14 protein-coding genes are annotated in these 18,538 nt (G+C 64.0%); 4 read left to right on the plus strand and 10 right to left on the minus strand.

Annotated elements, in window-relative coordinates:
• Positions 1-6: 6 nt before the first annotated feature.
• Both GYK42_RS00730 and GYK42_RS00735 read right to left on the minus strand, forming a co-directional pair.
• On the minus strand, positions 7-1,098 hold the full coding sequence (locus tag GYK42_RS00730) for a J domain-containing protein (protein WP_166445950.1): 1,092 nt from the start codon (positions 1,096-1,098) through the stop codon (positions 7-9).
• Positions 1,099-1,247: 149 nt separating this feature from the next.
• Positions 1,248-2,399: a class I SAM-dependent methyltransferase gene (locus GYK42_RS00735; RefSeq protein WP_166445951.1), complete on the minus strand. Its 1,152-nt coding sequence runs from the start codon at positions 2,397-2,399 to the stop codon at positions 1,248-1,250.
• Positions 2,400-2,473: 74 nt separating this feature from the next.
• Here GYK42_RS00735 and GYK42_RS00740 point away from each other — a divergent pair, with 74 nt between their 5' ends.
• The 4 genes from GYK42_RS00740 (at position 2,474) to pepF (ending at position 6,719) form a co-directional block, all read left to right on the plus strand.
• The gene (locus tag GYK42_RS00740) at positions 2,474-3,262 is read left to right on the plus strand and encodes an SDR family oxidoreductase (protein WP_166445952.1); all 789 of its coding nucleotides are present in this window, start codon (positions 2,474-2,476) and stop codon (positions 3,260-3,262) included.
• Positions 3,263-3,315: 53 nt separating this feature from the next.
• The gene (locus GYK42_RS00745; RefSeq protein WP_034753111.1) at positions 3,316-3,714 is read left to right on the plus strand and encodes a dihydroneopterin aldolase; all 399 of its coding nucleotides are present in this window, start codon (positions 3,316-3,318) and stop codon (positions 3,712-3,714) included.
• A gap of 5 nt (positions 3,715-3,719) precedes the next feature.
• The gene (gene ttcA, locus GYK42_RS00750; RefSeq protein WP_166445953.1) at positions 3,720-4,673 is read left to right on the plus strand and encodes a tRNA 2-thiocytidine(32) synthetase TtcA; all 954 of its coding nucleotides are present in this window, start codon (positions 3,720-3,722) and stop codon (positions 4,671-4,673) included.
• 177 nt (positions 4,674-4,850) lie between these two features.
• Positions 4,851-6,719, plus strand: coding sequence for an oligoendopeptidase F (pepF, locus tag GYK42_RS00755; RefSeq protein ID WP_166445954.1), 1,869 nt, complete (start codon positions 4,851-4,853; stop codon positions 6,717-6,719).
• A gap of 92 nt (positions 6,720-6,811) precedes the next feature.
• On the opposite strand, the gene kefC is transcribed toward pepF, so the two are convergent.
• The 8 genes from kefC to GYK42_RS00795 form a co-directional block, all read right to left on the minus strand.
• Complete coding sequence (gene kefC / locus GYK42_RS00760; RefSeq protein WP_166445955.1) at positions 6,812-8,626, minus strand: glutathione-regulated potassium-efflux system protein KefC; 1,815 nt, start codon at positions 8,624-8,626, stop codon at positions 6,812-6,814.
• Between the two features lie 62 nt (positions 8,627-8,688).
• Positions 8,689-9,264 (minus strand): dual specificity protein phosphatase family protein, encoded by a 576-nt coding sequence (locus GYK42_RS00765; RefSeq protein ID WP_166445956.1) that lies wholly within the window; start codon positions 9,262-9,264, stop codon positions 8,689-8,691.
• Complete coding sequence (locus tag GYK42_RS00770) at positions 9,261-9,731, minus strand: hypothetical protein (protein WP_346768041.1); 471 nt, start codon at positions 9,729-9,731, stop codon at positions 9,261-9,263. Before GYK42_RS00770 ends, GYK42_RS00765 begins: the two co-directional genes overlap by 4 nt.
• An 8-nt stretch (positions 9,732-9,739) precedes the next feature.
• Entirely contained in the window at positions 9,740-10,873 is a 1,134-nt protein-coding gene (locus tag GYK42_RS00775) for an MGDG synthase family glycosyltransferase (RefSeq protein ID WP_240943358.1), read from the minus strand.
• 111 nt (positions 10,874-10,984) lie between these two features.
• Positions 10,985-12,130, minus strand: a complete 1,146-nt coding sequence (locus tag GYK42_RS00780) for an ankyrin repeat domain-containing protein (RefSeq protein WP_166445958.1) — start codon at positions 12,128-12,130, stop codon at positions 10,985-10,987.
• A 61-nt stretch (positions 12,131-12,191) separates the two neighbouring features.
• On the minus strand, positions 12,192-14,012 hold the full coding sequence (locus GYK42_RS00785) for a M14 family metallopeptidase (RefSeq protein WP_166445959.1): 1,821 nt from the start codon (positions 14,010-14,012) through the stop codon (positions 12,192-12,194).
• Between the two features lie 127 nt (positions 14,013-14,139).
• Positions 14,140-16,863: a TonB-dependent receptor plug domain-containing protein gene (locus GYK42_RS00790; protein WP_166445960.1), complete on the minus strand. Its 2,724-nt coding sequence runs from the start codon at positions 16,861-16,863 to the stop codon at positions 14,140-14,142.
• A gap of 163 nt (positions 16,864-17,026) precedes the next feature.
• Positions 17,027-18,538 carry a S41 family peptidase gene (locus GYK42_RS00795; RefSeq protein ID WP_166445961.1) on the minus strand — a complete coding sequence of 504 codons (1,512 nt, stop codon included), beginning with the start codon at positions 18,536-18,538 and terminating at the stop codon, positions 17,027-17,029.

An 18,538-nucleotide genomic window follows, 5' to 3' on the forward strand; every position in this document is an offset into this window, starting at 1 on the left:
ATCAGATTAGATGCTGCTTACAACAGGATTCTGCGTCCCGCCCTCTCCCGCCGCAGGCGCCGGCGCCGGTATCGAAGCGCCGCTGCGTGTGGCGCCGCCGCAATTGTCCTGGCCGGGCCCGACGGCCTGGTAGCGCACTTCGTACTTGCCCGCGCTGAGCTGCTCCACCATCAGCTTGTCATTGGCCAGGATGTACAGGTAGCGCACATTCGAGCGCCGCTCCTGGTCATACAGCTTGACGAAGACGGGCGCCGTGTTGCTGCTGTTGTCGATGGTCAAGCTCAGTTCATCGCCCTTGTTACCGATCGGGAAGCCATCGACATAGCCGGACCGCGCCGGCCAAGGCTCGCCATTCGGCGCCACCAGCGCTGTCGATTCGGCCTGGCTGGCGCCATCGCAGACGGGCCGGCTGGCTTTCAGGCTCAGCTGCGCCACGGCCAGTACGCGGATCTCGGGCGCCTTCGCTTGCGCAGGCTCGGCCGCATACGGCTTGCCCACGGCCCAGCTATCGATGGCCACGGCCTCGTTTTTTGCCGGCGGCGTGGCGGCGCTGTCCGCCGTTGCCGTGTCCGGGTGCGCCCTGGCGCCATCGCGGGCCAGCCCGCTCCAGGCCGATGCCAGCGCGGCAGGCACGGGCTGCGAGGTATCGAGCATCAGCAAGGCGCCCAGCCAGCCCAGCAGCAGGCAAACAAGCAGACTCAACCACCAGCGCCAGTTGCGCCAGACAGGTTGCAAGCCGCGCCGCGGCTTGCCCTTCGGCGGCGGCACATCTTGCGCCCAGGCGTGCTCATGCGGCTGTGCATGGCCTTTCGCGCGGCCATCGCGGCTCTTGCCTTCTTCGTGGTGGGTGCTTTCCAGCCATTCGATTTCCCACTCCTCGGCGGCGATCCACTCGTCGTGTTCCTTGCGGCGTTGTGGATCGGACAAGGTACCGTAGGCGCTGTTGAGGATCGCCATGATGCGGGCGGCCTTTTCGTCGCCGGGATTCTTGTCGGGATGGTATTTCTGGCTGAGGGCTTTGTACGCGGCACGTATGACTTCCTGCGGCGCCAGGCGCGCCACTTTCAGGTTGTCATAGTGTGTATGTATCTTTCCCATCGTTCTATCTTGAAATCGGTGCGCGGCGACGGGTTCTTGCAGGATGGAACCGTGCTGTGTCGGTCATCATATACGATATGACAAGATAATAACCACCGGCGGACAGGAAATTGCAGGGCGGAACCGCCCCGCCTTGATATTGCCGGCGCTTACAGGCGGTGACTGCGGTCACTCGACAACAGCGCTTCCGGCAACGCCACCTGATACCCCACCACCAGCACCTTGAACAATTCTCCCATCTCGGCCGGCGACACCAGTTTTTGCACGGCGCTGGCCTGCGGCAGGTAAGTCTTGACCTGCTCGGGATCGGTGCGCAGCAGCAAGTCGCCGATACCGGAGCCCAGCAGGAAGGACGCCTGGTTCATGTAGGCGAGCACGTCGAGGCCCGCGTCCTGCGCCGCCACCGCCATGGCCGTAAAATCCACGTGGGCCGTGATGTCCTGCAAGCCGGGCAGATAAAATGGTTCCGCGTGGGCATGGTGGCGGTAGTGGCACATCAGGGTGCCCGTGGCGCGCAAGTCCAGGTAATACTCGTGCGCAGGAAAACCGTAATCGAACAGCACGGCCGCGCCGCCCTTGCCATTCGTCAGCATCTGCGCCAGCGAGCGCATGAAGCCGCAGGCAACCCCGTGGATCTCGCTGACATAGCCGACCGGCAAGTCATCGGCGCCGGGTACCTGGGCGGCGATCTGCGCGGCCACATCGGCGCCGGCCGGGCGCTCGACAAACACGAACTGGCCGTCGGCAATGCTGACGTCGAGCTCGCACCAGCCTGCCGGCGTCTTGCTGATCAGGTTGACGGGCATGGCGTCGAGCACTTCATTGCCGAACACGGCGCCTTCGAAACTGTCGGGGAAACCGTCGAGCCACACCACCTGCGGGAAGGCGGCCAGCGCCAGCTCCTGGCGCGCGCGCAATTCGCCGGACAATTCGACGATCGCATACTGTTCGATCGCGATGCCGGCATTCGCCGCTTCCGTCAGGATATCGAAGGCCAGCTTGCCCGTGCCGGCGCCGAATTCGAGGATGCGCGGGGCCGTTTGCGCCATAATAGCGGCTGCCACATGGGCCAGGGTGGCGCCGAACAGGGGCGAAATCTCCGGCGCAGTTGTAAAATCGCCATCTTTGCCCAGCTTCGCGGCACCGCCGCTGTAATAGCCGAGGTCAGGCGCGTACAGCGCCAGCGCCATGAAGCGGACAAAGGGAATGGCGCCGTCATTGCGCGCGATTTCGGCGGCAATCTGGTGCTGCAAGGCATGGGACGCGGCCAGCGCGTCGCTATCGGGTGCGGGAAGAGACATTCCCGCATTGTAGCGAATCGGCGGCGCATGCCGCCAGTGTGGCGTCCACCGAATATCTCAACCATAGCAAAGACATGACAGAAGCAACGACAACGCCATTCGACAGCACTCCCCGCGTCGCCCTCGTCACGGGCGCGGCGCGCCGCATCGGCCGCGCCATCGCGCTGGGCCTGGCGCGCGACGGCTGGGATATCGCCGTCCATTACCGCGACTCGCGCGACGAGGCGCAGAGCCTGGTGGCGGAAATCACTGCGCTGGGCCGCCGCGCGCAAGCATTCCCTTGCGACCTGGCGCAGGAAGTGGCCGTGCGCCAGTTGTTGCCGCAGGCACAGGCGGCGCTGGGGCCGGTAACTTGCGTGGTCAACAACGCATCGTTGTTTGCATACGACAATGCGGGCGATTTTTCCTTCACCGCGCTCGACGCCCACATGCACGCCAACCTGGCCGCTCCCATCCTGCTGGCGCAAGCGCTGTACCAGGCCACCCCAAGCGGCGGGCAAGCCGTGGTCATCAACTTGCTGGACCAAAAACTGTACAATCTCAATCCTGATTTTTTGTCGTACACCCTGTCCAAGGCGGCGCTGCTGTCGGCGACCACCATGCTGGCCCAGGCGCTGGCGCCGAAAGTGCGCGTGGTGGGCATCGCCCCCGGCATCACCATGGTCTCCGGCGAACAGACGGAAGCGAACTTTGCCAAGGCGCATGAAAACACGCCGCTGGGCCGCTCCAGCACGCCCGAGGACGTGGCCGACTGCGTCTGTTACGTGGCCGGCGCGCGCGCGCTGACGGGCACGACCCTGCTGGTCGATGGCGGCCAGCATTTGATCGGTTTGCCGCGCGACGTCATGTTTTTGACCAAATAATCAGCAGCCACACCAAACAACCAGCATTCCAGCATCCCCTAAAAGGTAAAACTATGTCGTCCGCCCTGTCCCACCCTCGCCTGGCCGATTGCCGCCGGCTGTTCCTGCGCAATTACGAAGTCCTCATCAACATCGGCGTCTACGACTTCGAGAAAAAGGGCGAGCAGCGCGTCCTCATCAACGTCGACCTGTACATTCCCCTGGCCCTGTCGACGCCCAAGGATGACCAGCTGGAAGAAGTGGTCGACTACGACTTCATGCGCGAAACCATCGCCAAGCGCATGGCCCAAGGCCACGTGCAGCTGCAGGAAAGCCTGGTCGACGACGTGCTCGCCGCCATGCTGGCGCACCCGCGCGTGCGCGCCGCGCGCGTGTCGAGCATGAAACCGGACGTGTATCCCGACTGCGAAGGCGTGGGCGTGGAAGTATTCAAGATCAAGGATGAAGTATGAGCAACATGAACGACACCGCAGTCATGGAAACAGCCGTGGAAATTCCGGCCAACGTGGAAGCGCAGAAACTGGCGCGCAAGAAGGCGGAAAAGATCGCCCTGGAAAACAACAAGCTGCACAAGCGCCTGTGCCGCCTGGTGGGACAAGCCATCGGCGACTTCAATATGATCGAAGACGGCGACAAGGTGATGGTGTGCCTGTCGGGCGGCAAGGATAGCTATGCGCTGCTGGACATTTTGATGACCTTGCGCGAACGCGCGCCGATTCACTTCGATATCGTCGCCGTCAATCTGGACCAGAAGCAGCCGAACTTCCCGCCGGAAATCCTGCCCGCTTACCTGACCGACCTGGGCGTGGCTTTCCACATCGAAAATCAGGACACCTACAGCATCGTCAAGCGTTTGATCCCGGAAGGCAAGACGACGTGTTCGCTGTGCTCGCGCCTGCGCCGCGGCATCCTGTACCGCGTGGCCGACGAGCTGGGCGCCAACAAGATCGCCCTGGGCCACCACCGCGATGACATCCTGGAAACGTTCTTCCTGAATATGTTCTTCGGCGGCAAGCTGAAAGGCATGCCGGCCAAGCTGCAATCGGACGACGGCAAGCACATCGTCATCCGCCCGATGGCCTACGTGAAGGAAGAAGACACGCAGCGCTATGCGGAAGTCAAGGGCTTCCCCATCATTCCATGCGACCTGTGCGGTTCGCAGGAAAACCTGCAGCGCAAGCAGATCAAGGGCCTGATGCGCGAATGGGACAAGAAATTCCCCGGCCGCGTGGAAAGCATCTTCTCGGCCCTGTCGAACGTGGCGCCATCGCATTTGATGGACCCGAAACTGTTCGGCTTCAAGGACTTGAAAGCGGACGGCGTGGCCAGCCCCATGGGCGACATCGCTTTCGATGAAGAGCCGTGCTCGACGCCGACGACGTTCGGCATGATCCCGCTGCAAGCGCTGTAAGGCGCTGTTGTAAACTCCTGCCGTTTCGCCGCCACCGCCCGGTGGCGGCATCCCCCTCTTTCCCCCTGCGTCCATTTGATGTACCGTAGTCAGCTCTGCCGGTACGCGATGTGTCACGCGCGCATTCCTTCCCGGCGGCCAGCACGCATTCTTCCGACAACCTCACTGGAATGAACCATGACGCCATCCGCACTCAAGCGCCCCCTGCTGTTTTCCCTGCTGGCCTTCAGCCTCGCCACCGCCTCTGCCGCTCCTGTGCCCACCGACCGCCAGGCCGACCGCTGGGATTTGACGGCGCTGTATCAAAACGATGCCGCGTTCGACGCCGACGCGAAAAAGCTGTCGGCCCAGCTGCAGCAACTGGGCGCCTGCAAGGGGCAATTGGGCGCCCGCCTGAAAAGCTGCCTGGACCTGTACGCCGAGGCGCGCAAGCGCGTCAATACGCTCACCACCTATGCGGCGCAGTATTACGACCAGGATACGGGCGACAGCAAGGGCAACCAGCTGAACCAGCGCGCCGCCCTGCTGGGCAACGACTTCAGCCAGGCGACGACCTTTTTGCAGCCGGAAATCCTTGCCCTGGGCAGCAAGCGCATCGACGCCATGCTGGCCAAAGACAAGGGCTTGCAGCTGTACCGCTTTCAATTGAGTAACATGCTGCGCAGCGCGCCGCATACGCTGGACGCGGCAGGCGAACAACTGGTGGCGCAATTCGGCCTGGCGACTGGCTCGGCCGCCAGCGTCTACCGTACCCTGGCCAATGCGGAAATCCCGTGGCCAACAGTCAAATTATCGGACGGCAAGGAAGTGCGCCTCGACCAGGCGGCCTATACCAAGTACCGCGACGACGACAATCGCGCGGACCGCAAGCTGGTATTCGACGCCTTCTTCGGCAAGTGGAAGGAATATGAACGCACGTTCGGCGAAACCCTGTACGGCCAGTTGAAGACGGACGCCGCCTACGCGAAAGTGCGCCGTTACGCCGACTCGCAAAACGCCGCGCTTGACGCCGACAATTTGCCGCCAGCCGTCTACCAGACCCTGATCGCGCAAACCAACGCCAACCTGCCCACCTTGCACCGCTACTTCAAGCTGCGCGCGCGCATGCTGGGCATCAAGGACCTCGCGTATTACGACATCTATGCGCCGCTGCTGAAAAGCGATCGCACGTTTCCGCTGGCTGAAGGCAAGCAGATGATGCTCGACTCCGCCGCGCCGCTGGGTCCCGACTACGTCAAGGCGCTCACGGCCGCCGTGGACGCGCGCTGGATGGATGTGTATCCGCGCCCGCGCAAGGTGGCGGGCGCCTACATGAATGGCGACGCGTACGACGTGCATCCGTTCGTGCTGCTCAATTACACGGACAATTACGAAGCCGTCAGCACCCTGACGCACGAATGGGGCCACGCCATGCATTCGGTGCTGGCCAACAAGGCGCAGCCGTCGATCTATGCGCCCTACAGCATCTTCGTCGCGGAAATCGCTTCGACGACGAACGAGGCGCTGCTGCTCGACGCGCGCCTGAAGCAGGCCAAGGATGACGACGAGCGCCTGCTGTACCTGGGCGCGGCGCTGGAAAACCTGCGCGGCACCTTCTTCCGCCAGGCCATGTTCGCCGAATTCGAGGCGGCCATCCACGGCAGGGTGGATAAAGGAGAATCGCTGACGGGCGAAGAGATCACGGCCATCTACGCGGGCATCCTCAAGCGCTACCACGGCGAAGCGCAGGGCGTCATGACCATCGACCCCGCCTACGCGCTGGAATGGGCCTACGTGCCTCACTTCTATCACGGCTACTATGTGTTCCAGTACGCCACCTCGATCGCGGCAGCGCAGGATTTCGCGCAGCGCATCCTCGACAAGGAACCGGGCGCGCTGGCCGCCTACCTGAAGATGCTCGGTTCCGGCGGCTCGGCCTATCCGTACGAGCTGGTGAAGGCGGCCGGCGTCGACCTGGCCTCGCCGAAACCGTACCAGGCGCTGGTGGCGCGCATGAACGGCATCATGGACCAGATCGAGGCGATTCAGAGCCGCCGGGGAAAATAAAGCTGAGGCCAACCGTAGGTCGCCTTAGCGCAAGCGCGTAAGCCGACACCACCAATAACGCCAGCAAGGTGTCGGATTACGCGGCTTCGCCGCTAATCCGACCTACCGTTTTCCGCTCCCGCCGCCGCAAACGCCGCCGCATCGCTCTCGAACATGTCTTCCAGCTCTTCGCGCGCCTGGCGCGTGAGGGACATGACTTTTTGCTGGTCCTGGAAGTGCGGCGCCACTTCCAGCAAGGTCTTGAGGTTATGCCGGCCAAAGATGCCGGCCGCGCGCTGCGCCCGCTCCGCGCTGAAGCCCACCTGCTGCAAGGTCTGTTCGCCCAGCAGCAGGGCCGCGGCAAACGTCTCGCGCTCGATCAGGGTCACGCCGCGCTTCATCAATTCATAGTAATGCGTGACGTTGCGCGCGCGCGCCAAAATCGTCAGTTCGGGCAGGCGCAGGCGCACGGCGTCGACCAGGGCCAGGCTGTCGTCCACGTTGTCGATGGCGATCACCAGCGCCCTGGCTTTTTCGATACCGGCCGCCACCAATAAATCCACGCGCGTGGCGTCGCCATAAAACACTTTGAAGCCGAACTTGCGCAGCAGGTCGATCTGGTCCGGATCGTGGTCGAGCACCGTCACGCCGATCTTGTTGGCCGCCAGCAGGCGGCCGATGATCTGGCCGAAGCGCCCAAAGCCGGCGATGACGATGGGGTTGTCCTGCGCCTCGATATGGTCGTCGGGACGGCGCTTCTTTTCGCCTTGCAGGCGCGGCGCGATGAATTTGTCATGCGCCAGCAGCAGCAAGGGCGTGGCCACCATCGACAGGGTCACCACCACGACCAGCAGCGCGGCCGTCTCCGGCGCAAACACGTGCGCGGCCTCGGCGGCGGCAAACACGACGAAGGCGAATTCGCCGCCCTGCGACAGCAGCAGCGCAAAAAACAGCTGCTGGCCGCGGGGAATGTCGACGAACTTCGACAGCAGGTACAGCAAGGCGATCTTGACCACCAGCAGCCCCGCCACCAGGGCCAGGATCAGCAAGGGCTGGGCGCGCAGCACGCCGAAATCGACGGACATGCCCACGGCAATGAAGAACAGGCCCAATAACAGGCCCTTGAACGGCTCCAGATCGCTGATCAGCTCATGCCGGTATTCTGAATCGGCCAGCAGCACGCCCGCCATGAAAGTGCCCAGCGCCATCGACAGGCCCACCGATTCCATCAGCACGCAGATGGCGATCACCAGCAGCAGGGCAAAGGCCGTGAAGATTTCGCGCAAATCCGTCCGGGCGATGAAGCGCAGGATGGGGTTGACGAGGAAGCGCCCGCCGATCACCAGCGCCGCCAGCACGGCGGCCAGCTTGGCCACGCGCAGCCAGCCCGGTTCACCGCTATGGGTGACGAGGCCGCCCAGCAGCGGCACCAGCGCGATCATGGGAATGGCGGCGATATCCTGGAACAGCAAAATCGAAAAGCCGGCGGAACCGGCCGGCGTGCTCATCAATTTTCGTTCACCCAGGGTGGCCAGCACGATGGCCGTCGACGACAGCGACAGCCCCAACGCCCCGACCAGCGCCGTGCGCCAGTCCACGCCGAAGGCCATGGCCACGGCGCACAGTCCCGCGCTGACGACACCCACCTGCGCCCCGCCCCAGCCGAAGATCGGCCGGCGCAGCAGCCACAATCGCTTCGGTTCGAGCTCCAGGCCGATCAGGAACAGCAGCAGCACCACGCCGAATTCGGAAAAGCTGAGGATCACCTCGACATTCTTGATCAGGCCCAGGCCCCACGGTCCGATGACGACGCCGGCCACCAGGTAGCCCAGCACGGCGCCCATGCCCAGGCGCTTGGCCAGCGGCACCATGATGATGGCGGCGACCAGGTAAAACAGTATGTTGATGAGAAAGCTGTGGTGTTCCATGCGGATTCCGGAAAAACGTGATTGGAATCGCAATCATGCCTGAAGTGGCGCGCCAGCGGGGATCAGGGCTGCGGAGAGTCGATGCGCGCACGTATCTCGTCGACATTTACGCGTTTGAGGTAGCTTTCGATATTTTTCCACACGGCGTGATAGCCGTAACCGCCATTTTTCAGTTCGTCGATCGCCTTCTCGCGCGGCCAGCCCTGGTACAGCATGCGGTACATGGCGGCCATCATGCCCGTGCGGTCGGCGCCGTGCAGGCAATGCAGCAGCACGGGGCCCTGCTGCTCTGCCGCGCGGATGCTGCGCATGGTCTCGATCACGTGCTTGTCGCGGATGGCCCAGGTATTGATGGGAATGCGCACGGCGCGGATGCCGCTGCCTTCGAGCACCTGCGTATCGGAGTGGAAGGAGCGCAGGCTGATCACCGTCTTCACGCCCAGCGCCTGCAACTGGGCCACGTCGCTGCTATCGAGCCTGGCGCTGCGGTACAGGACGGGCGTGACCTGGTGCAGATTCGACACCTGCGGCAGCGGCGTGGCCCACTCGGCATTGCGCTGCGGCGGCAGGGGCGCCTGCGCGCCGGCGGAACCGGCCGCCAGGGCCAGGGACAACAGCAGGAGATGCGGCAAGGTCATGATTTCCTCTTGTATGAAAACCACAGCAGTACGCCGGCCAGCAGCAGCGACACCCAGTAGTCGGTCGGCGCCCACCACAGCCAGTGCTTGTGCCAGGCGATGTGGGCCGGATTGAAGTGCGCCACGCCATAGGCGGGATTGAGCACAAACCACAGATAATCCTCGATGATCCAGAACAGCATGATGCAGCCGATGGCGCGGCACTCGAGGCGCAGCGACCATTGCGCCTGGAAGATCATGGGGAAATGGAAAAACAAGGCGATGAAGGGAAAGACCCAGGCATGGTAGCCCGTCATCGGCCGCCCGCCCCAGAAGATATCGAGCAGCCAATGGCTTTCGATACGCCAGGTGGGCAGGTTCGCGGCCCAGCCGGCCGCGCCTTCGATCTGAATTTCCACCTGCGCGAAAAATAATCCCAGCAGCGCCACCCAGGCCAGGGTCAGGGCGATCTGCCAGGGTTTTGCCACGGCGCCCGTCAAGCCAGCACCTGCGCCAGTACATCCAGAGCGGCGCGCGGACGCCCCAGGGCCAGCGCCTTTGCGCGCATGGCTTGCAACTGCTCGGGATGATCGAGCAACAGGCGCACGCGGTATTCCAGGGTGACGGCGTCGAATGCCTTCAGGGCCACGCCCTGCTCCAGCAGATAGTCGGCATTGCGCTCTTCCTGGCCGGGAATCGGCGAGTTGACGATCATGGGCAAGCCCAGGGCCAGGCATTCGGACGTGGTCAGGCCACCGGGCTTGGTGATCACCAGGTCGGCGCACGCCATCAGGCGCTCGACTTCGCTGGTAAAGCCTTGTGCCAGCAGGCGGCCCGGATACTGGCGGGCCAGCGCCTGCAGCGCCGCCAGCGCGGCGGCGTTTTTCCCCGCCAGCACAATCAGCTGGAAGTCGCCCGGCAACGCCAGCAGTCGCGCGGCCACGGTTTCAAGGCTGCCCAGGCCCGCCCCGCCGCCCATCAGCAAAATCGTCGTGCGCCGCGGGTCGAGGCCAAACGCCTGCGCGCACGACACGCGCCCGGGCGCCTGCGCAAACGCGGGCATGATGGGAATGCCCGTCACGTGGATACGCTCGGCAGGGATGCCTTCATGGCGCATGCGGAACGCCACTTCGTCGGTGGCGGCGAAATAACCTTCCATCTGCTCGTGCACCCACATGCGGTGCAAATCGAAATCCGTGACCTGCACCCACACGGGGCAAGCCAGCTGGTGCTGGCGCAGTGCGCGCGACAGCAGTTCGGCCGGCAGGAAATGCGTGCAGATGATGGCGTCGGGCTGGAAGGCGGCGATCTGCGTCATCAGCGCGCGCGTGTTGAGGCGCTCGACGGCGCGGCGCAAGCGCTGCATCGAGCTGTCGCGCGGCGCGTCGTGGGTGGCGTGATACAGATAGCCCCACAGCGCGGGCGCCTTGTTGACCAGCTTGATATAAAAATCCGTGTACAGCTTGCGGAAGGCGGGCGTGACGAAATCCATCACGTCCAGATGCAGGGCCAGCGCCGCAGGGCCGCCACCGCCACCACCATCGCGCGCCGCATGCGCCTCGATGGCTTGCGCCGCGCGCATGTGGCCGGCGCCGGCCGAGACGCTGAGGAGAAGAATTTTTTTTGTCATGGAAAACCGATGCGTGGAACGGGTTGGCGCGGACGCGGAAAATTTATTGGCAGGATAACATTGCCGCAAGCTTTACGGCTTGATCTGGCCATGCGCGCGTGCAGGTCGGCGCTAGCCAATCACGGGGATGGGCAAGGCCGACACTTTCCAGCTGCCTTTGAGCTTGCGCTCGATCAAGGCAGGCAAGGCGCTGGCGCCGGGCGCGCCTTTCTGCGTGTACGCCACCGGCACCAGCAGATAAATGGCGACCTTGTCATCGTCGGCAATGTCGTCTTCCTCCGGCTCGGGATTCCAGCGCTTGTCGATGGCCAGCAGCGCATCGACGCCGTCCGGCCACGCCAGGTCCGCCAGGTGCGGATCGTCGCGCCGCAGCAACTCGCCCGCCGCCAGGCTGGCCTGGTCGAGCGTGCGCCGTCCCAGGCGCGCCAGCAGCGCCACGGGAAAGCGCCACGGGCTGTGCTCGGCGAAGCCGTTGACGGTCAGCGGCCAGCGGGCCGGCAGGCAGATGGCCAGCTCCGTCATCGGCGATTGCTGGAACAGGCCGGTGCTAAACAACAGCTTGAAATCACGCTTGCCGCCAATGCAGCTGATCCCCAGCGAAAAGCGCGCGTCGCCGCTGTCCGGGCTGAACACGGACGGCAGCACCCAGCCGGCGCTGTTGTGCATGAAGGTGCGGATAGCTTCCTGCGGCGACGCGGCGGCCTGCTGCGGCACGTCGAGTATGCTGACGCCGCCGGCGGCAGAGAGCAATCGGGCGATCGCGGGAAAGCCCCAGCCGGTGGCGATATCGACCGGCGCCTGGTTCCAGCGTGTATGCAGGCGATTCGGATTGGCGCCCCGCTGCAGCAGCAATGCGACCACGTCCTCGTGGCCGCCAACACAGGCGCTGTCCAGCGGCGACAGTATATTGTCCGGCAAGCCATCGACGGCAGCGCCCTGCTCGAGCAGCCAGCGGCAGGTATCGAGGCGGCCATGGCTTGCCGCCGCATCCAGCGGCGTAAGGTTGCGGTAACCGGGCAAGGGCAGGTCGACGTCCATGCCCAGCGACACGAGCAATGCGCAGACCTCGCGGCTGCCGCCGGCCGCGGCCAGATGCAGCAGCGATTCGCCGTCATCCATGTTGTAGCGGCGCAAGGTCAACAGCAGCGGCGTGGCTTCGAGCAGGCTGCGCACCTGCTCCACCTGATTCTCGCCGACGGCGTCGCAGAGGCGAAAAAACGCCTCGCGGTGCTGGTTGTAGAGTGTCTTGTTGACCATGCATCTTCTCTGCTCGTGGTGGCGGCGCCATCATCGAGCGGAGAATAGCATTTTCTTTCGATTAATCTGCGCGATTTGACAACTTCGGTGTGCGCGCAGGCGGCGATGCCAGGCCGGCCGGCGCGGCATCCGTGCGCAGCACCGGATACAGGTTCAGGCGCTCATCCCAGGAGGCGTGGCGGCGGGCGAAGAATTCCAGGCGCGCGGCCGGGTTCCTAGCAAACGCGGGGTCGTCAGCCAGCTTCTGGTGGAACTGCGCCGCCAGCGCCGGGTCGGCCGCCAGCTGCGCGCGCGCCACGTCTTCGGCCACGTATTCTTCCATGTATTCCTTGCGCTCGAAGGCCGTATTGAAACTGCCCCAGGCCAGCAGGGAATCGGGCGCACGCGGCTCGAGCAGGGCCACGACCAGACGCGCCTTGGCCTGGTTGACGGGCACGTACAGCGCGCCCGCACCGACCACGCGCTCCTCTTTCTGCCACTCGCCCTGCACGGCCGCCGTCTGGCGTCCCTCGAACGACTGCGCCCCGAATTTGACGGCCGTGGCGCGGAAGGTTTCGACCGGCAGCCTGCCCGGCGCGCCAGCGAGCACCTGGTAGGACACGCCATGCTGGCGCAGCTTGGCCGCCACCATCTGCGCCTGCGCGGCGGGCACCAGGTAGCCGGCCTTGGGCGCGGCCTGCTGCAGGTCCGGCACGATCTCGTCGCGCAGGGGCACGTTCCAGATCTGCGGCGTGGTTTCGTCGTAGCGCGTCATCAGCGCGCCCGACACTTCGGACGGCGTGCGCGTGTAGGCGTAGCCGCGAAACGCGATCATGCGGCTCTTGTCCGTGGTTTTATACGTGAGCGGCAAGGTCGTGCCGGCCAGCTGCGCGGCGCGCGCGTCCGCCTCGAGCGCCGTTTGCCGCCACTGCGCGCCATGCTGCGCCACTTGCGACAGCAGCGAGACGATGGTGTTGCGCGTGATACGCACGCGGGTCGGATAGTCTTTCCACGAATGGGTTTCCACCAGCATGCCGAAGCGGTTGCGCAGCTGGAAATAGCCATGCGAGAAGCGCGGATTCGGCGCCGAATCGACAAAGCCCGATTGCGGATTGTCGTTCTCGGCAAACGAAATATAGAACGGTTTCGGGTCCGAACCCTGCTTGGCCAGGTCGGCCAGGACATTATCGCGCAAGGCCGCTCCGGCCACGCGCAGGGCCGCATCGCCCGCATGCACGGGTTCGACCTGGATCGAGATATCGGGTTCGAACTGGGCGCCATCGGTGACGTGCAGGTCGACATAGGCCAGCGGATCCCAGGCGTTCACCAGCGCCAGCATGTGCTGCATCTCGGGCGTATCGGCCTTCATGTATTCGCGGTTCAGATTGTAATTTTGCGCCGTACTGCGCCAGCCCATTTCCACGGGACCGCGCTGGTTCGGGCGGTTCCACTGGCCAAAGCGCTCGTGACCGTCAACGTTAAACACGGGCACGAAGAGCAGCACCTGCTTGTCGAGCGCGCCCGCTGCCGCCTTGCCTTCCAGGACTTCGCGCAGCGCCAGGAAGCCCGCATCCTTGCCATCGATTTCACCCGCATGGATGCCGCCTTGCACCAGCAGCACGGGCAGCTTGCGGCGCGCCGCTTCGGCCGGCGTCAGGGCGCCCGTGTTGGACACGGCCAGCGCCAGCATGGGACGGTTTTCCGGCGTGCGGCCAAATTCCACGCAGCGCACCTGCTTCGGATAGCGCGCCTGGAACTGGCGGCACAGGGCTTCCACTTCCGCGTAGCGGCCCGTGGTCAAAAACCCCGAGCGCTCGGCCACCGTCGTCAGGGTGGGAGCGGCATGTACAGGGGCAGAAAACAGGGACAACAAGGCGGCGGACAGCAGGGCGTGGCGTAGCATGGGTCAAACTCCATCGAGAGAGAACAAGCGGGCAATTATAGGGGTGGTGGCGCGTGTAAAACTGCGCCGGAAAATAAAAAAGCCGGAACAGCGTCTGCTGCTCCGGCCTTGCTCTGGCAAGCGTGAATTACGAACCGAAATGGTAGTTGAATTCGACCCAACCCTGGCGACCCTGCGGGCTGTAGCTGCCCACCGGGTAGTACGGCCAGCCGCCGCTGTCGTCGCGCTTGATCTTGTCGAACACGTTGTTGACGATCAGCGACAAGGTGGCGCGGTCGTTGATGCGGTACACGGTGCTGATGTTGGCCAGCGCCGTCGGCGTCAGGTAGCCGGTGCCGCCGCCGTTCGGGATCTTGCTGTAGCGGCTGACCAGCAAAGTATTCGACCAGTCGCCCGCAGCCCAGTTGACGCTCAGATTCAGCTTGTCGCGCCAATCCGTATTGTTCAGCGATTTGAGTTCGTCGATCTCTTCGTCGCCGGCAAATTGCTGCGATTTATTGCTCAACACCTTGGCGTAATTGGCCTTGAAGGCGAAGCGGCCATAGTCCGCCGTGCGCAGCAAATACTTGACGCTGATGTCGATGCCGCTGCTGCTCTGCTTGGCCGCGTTGATCGGATTGACGGTGATGGTCTTGATCTCGCCGGCGCGGTTCAGGGCATTGGCCGCGAAACGCTCGACGCGGCCCAGGGTATCGGCGCAGGTAGGCGAATTGATGTCGAACTTGCCCAGGCGGCAATCGGCTTCGTCGCGCAGGATCTTGTCGGCGCTCAGGTTCGTCACGAGGTCGTCGATCTTGATGTTCCAGTAATCGACGGAGACGTCGAAATTGGAACTTGGCGACCAGACGGCGCCCACGCCGAAGGACTTGCCTTTTTCCGACTGCAGGTCGCGGCTGCCATTCTGCACATAGTCGGCGCCCGGCGACTTGTTTGCGAATTCGCACTTGTCGATGCTTTGGCCGGCGGCGCCGCAGCGGTAGTAATCGGTGGTGCTCGAGTAGTAACCGGTGCCGCGCGCCTTGTAGATGTAGTTCATGTCCGGCGCGCGGAAGCTGGTGGCGTAGTTGGCGCGGAACAGCAGCTCCGGCGCGGGACGCAGTTCCAGGCCGCCGTTGTAGGTGAACTTGCCTTCATGGCGGCCGGCAAAGCTGTAGCGGTCGTAACGACCGGCCAGGGTACCGGTGAGCTTCTCGTGCAGCGGCAGGTTGATCTCGGCGCCCAGCGCATAGCGGGTACGCGTGCCGGCCGTGATATCGGACTTGGTGGCGACGTTGAAGTAGCCGTCGTTCAGGCGCGCATCGGGCACATTGCTGAAGCCCTGCTTGCCCAATTCGGCGATGGTGGCGATCTTCGCCAGGCCAGCGGGCAGCTGGAACAGGTCGCCATTCGTCGCCAGACTCAGGGTATTCGTCCAGGCCTTGTCGTCGCTGTCGGAATTGCCCGTGATGTTGTCGAATTCGGCCGCCGTCACGCGGCGCGACAAGCGGGCCGGGTCAGGTGCGTAGATCGGCACGCCGGCGGTGTCGGTACCCAGTTTCGGGCCCAGGAAGAAGCTGTCGATATTGGCCAGCGCGCGCGGCGTGTGGCTTTCGCTCTTGTACACCGAGGCGTTGTAGTTCGCTTCATACTGCCAGGAGGACGTGCCGGGAATGCGGCCCTTGGCGCCCAGCGAGATGGCGGTGGCCAGGTCGTCCCACTTGCGGTTGTAGCGCTCCACGCCGCCCATTTCCTCGGGCGAGATATAGCGCGTCCACGCTTCGTAGCGATTCGTGTTCTGGTTGCGGAAATAGCTGCTGCCCGTCGACGACGACGTCCACGTCGGGCCGCGCGTATTGTTCTCGGTCGAGTTCTTGCCGATCAGGAAGTCGGCGAACAGGGTCGTTTCCGGCGACAGCTCATAGTTGGCGCTGCCGAAGACGTTCTGGCTGCGGTTCTTGGTTTGCGTGGTCCAGTAAGTGGGGCCCACTTTCGGGCTGGCGCAATAGCTGCCGTTCTTCGCCTGGTACTTGACGACGCTGCCGCCGAACAAGTCGCCGAACTGGTTGCAGGTGTCGCCCAGGTCCACGTAGCTGCCGGAGGTGCCGGCCTGTACCACGCGGCGCGAGGCGATGTTCGTCGGCGTGCCCGAGCGGGTGGCCATGAAATCGCGCTGCAGGCTCGACAGCGGATCGCGCTGGCTCAGCTCCACGCTGAACAAGGTATGCAGCTTGTCGAAATTACCGCCCCCCGTCAGCTGCACGCGCTGGTTGCCGGCGCCGCCACGCGTGGTGCCGCCCGCCTTGACGTTGATATCGAAACCTTCCGTCTGCTTTTTCAGGATCACATTGACCACGCCGGCGATGGCGTCGGAACCATAGATGGCCGAGGCGCCGCCGTTGAGGATCTCGATGCGGTCGACAATGCTCGACGGGATATTCGCCAGGTTGGTGAAGTTGACCGTGCCTTCGTAGGCGACGGGGAAGTCGGCCAGGCGGCGGCCATTGAGCAGGATCAGGGTGTGGTTCGGGCCGAGGCCGCGCAGGCTGATGGTATTGGCCGACGGCGTGAACGTGTTGCCGAAATCCTCGCCTTGCGTAAAACCGCTGTTCTGTACCTGGTTGGTCAGCGCATCGAAGACGTTCTTGTATCCTTGCTTGGTGATTTCATCCCCCGTCAGGATGGTGACGGACGATGGTCCTTCCAGGCTGGCGCGGGGAATCCGCGAACCGGTGACCACGACGGCTGGCGGGGTGGCCGCCGGCTGCTGATCCGCTGCGGGCGCTTGCGTTTGCGCGTGCGCCTGCCATGCGGAACCGCCCAGGATGGCCAGTACGGCTACGGTGAGCGGTGGTAACTTGAATTGTATAGGCATCTTTGCGCTTCTCAAGGTTAGGGAGAAGGCGAAAGATATCAAAATGCCAGTAATTACAAAACGAATGGATTCATCTTTCTATATACCAAAATTGTTATATAGAAAGATTTCTGAGCAGAAAGCCCCCCCCTCCTTCACCCGGGAAGGGCAGCACAATGGGGCTTTAGCGTTTCAAGACAGCAATTTCCTTGTAGGCAGGACGCAGCAGCCGCGCAGCCGTGTCGGCCGGACTCTCGATAGAACTCAACAGCCTGATCGCGCCCGTGGCCGGGCTACAGCTGCCGCTGCTGCGGTAGCGCAACGCCGCCGCCAGCATGCCTTCGGCCGGATCGCCCAGCTGGTTCTGGTAATCGTCCATTACCTCGCAGGTCGGCGCCATGCCATCGGCAAAGTCGCCAAAGCCCTTGGCGTTGACGCCCTGGAACTGCACGGCGAAATACGTGGTGCCGCAATTGGGCGTGGGATAGAAACCGTAGGGCTTGCCGCACGTCGTGCCGCCGATCAGGTTGACCTGCACATCCACGCCGCGCAAGCCGTTGATGATGGCTTCGCTGGCCGAGCAGGTATTGCCCGTGGTCAGCAAGGTCACGCGCTTGAGGTCCAGCGAAGGCAGCAGCGTCCCCTTGGGCAGGGGGTTCGGCCCGGCAAAGCCCTGGCTTTGCGCATGGAATGGCACGGGCGCTTCCGGCCGCGTCTTGTCATTGGCCAGCACCTGCTCGAAGGTCTTGCCGGTGGTGACTTGCGGACCGGCAATCATGTAGGCGAGCTCGCTGGCGACATCGAGGTAGCCGCCACCGTTGTAGCGCACGTCAAGCACCAGGTCGCTGATGCCGGCCGCCTGGAAGCGGCGCATGGTCTCGACCAGCTGGCGTTCGGCCACGTTATTGTGGGTATTGAAAGTCAGGTAGCCCACCTTGCCCGTGGGCGTGTCGATGATGCGCTCGTTCTGCACGGCGCTGGTGGCCACGTCCACCGCCGCCAGGCTCACGGACAGGGGCGCGCCGCTGCGGCTGAAGCCCAGCGTGTGCGTGCCCTGCGCCGTGGGGAACAGGCCGGCGTTGAGGATCTTCACGCTGGCCGTATCGGGGGCATTGATGAAATCGACGCCATCGACCGTTTGCAGCAGGTCGCCGCGCCGCAAGCCCGCCAGTGCGGCCGGCGAACCCGGTTCGACGATCGAGATCACCGCCTTGCGAGGCGGCGTCGTCTGCGTGACGGCCAGCAGCATGCCGTAGCCGAGCTCCACGCCGTTGAGCGAAGCTTCCCATTCGGCCGTCGTATAGGTGAAGTGGAACTGGTCCTTCGGCTTGCCGGACGCCGTCGTGGCCGTTGTTTTCAGCACATCGAAATACGCCTTGGCCGTAGTGAAGCTTTGCGGCAGATACGTGGTCGGCACTTCGCGGTACCACAGATACGTTTCATCGATCCAGCTGCGCACCCACGTCTGCTCATTGAGCAAGGTGCCCGGCTTGTCGATGCTGCTGCCGCTGCGCGGCGCCTCGCAACGGTTCGCGACCGTGGAGGAAGCGACCAGCGCCGTCGCCCCGGTCGGCCCGGTTGGCGTCACGGGCGGCACGACGGGCGCGCTGTCGCTGCTGCTGCCTCCTCCGCCGCCGCAGGCACTCAACACGAATCCGAGGGAAACAACGAGGCAACGCAGGCGCAGGGAATGCAT

The sequence above is a fragment of the Janthinobacterium lividum genome (assembly GCF_011601275.1).
Taxonomy (GTDB): Bacteria; Pseudomonadota; Gammaproteobacteria; order Burkholderiales; family Burkholderiaceae_D; genus Janthinobacterium; species Janthinobacterium lividum_E.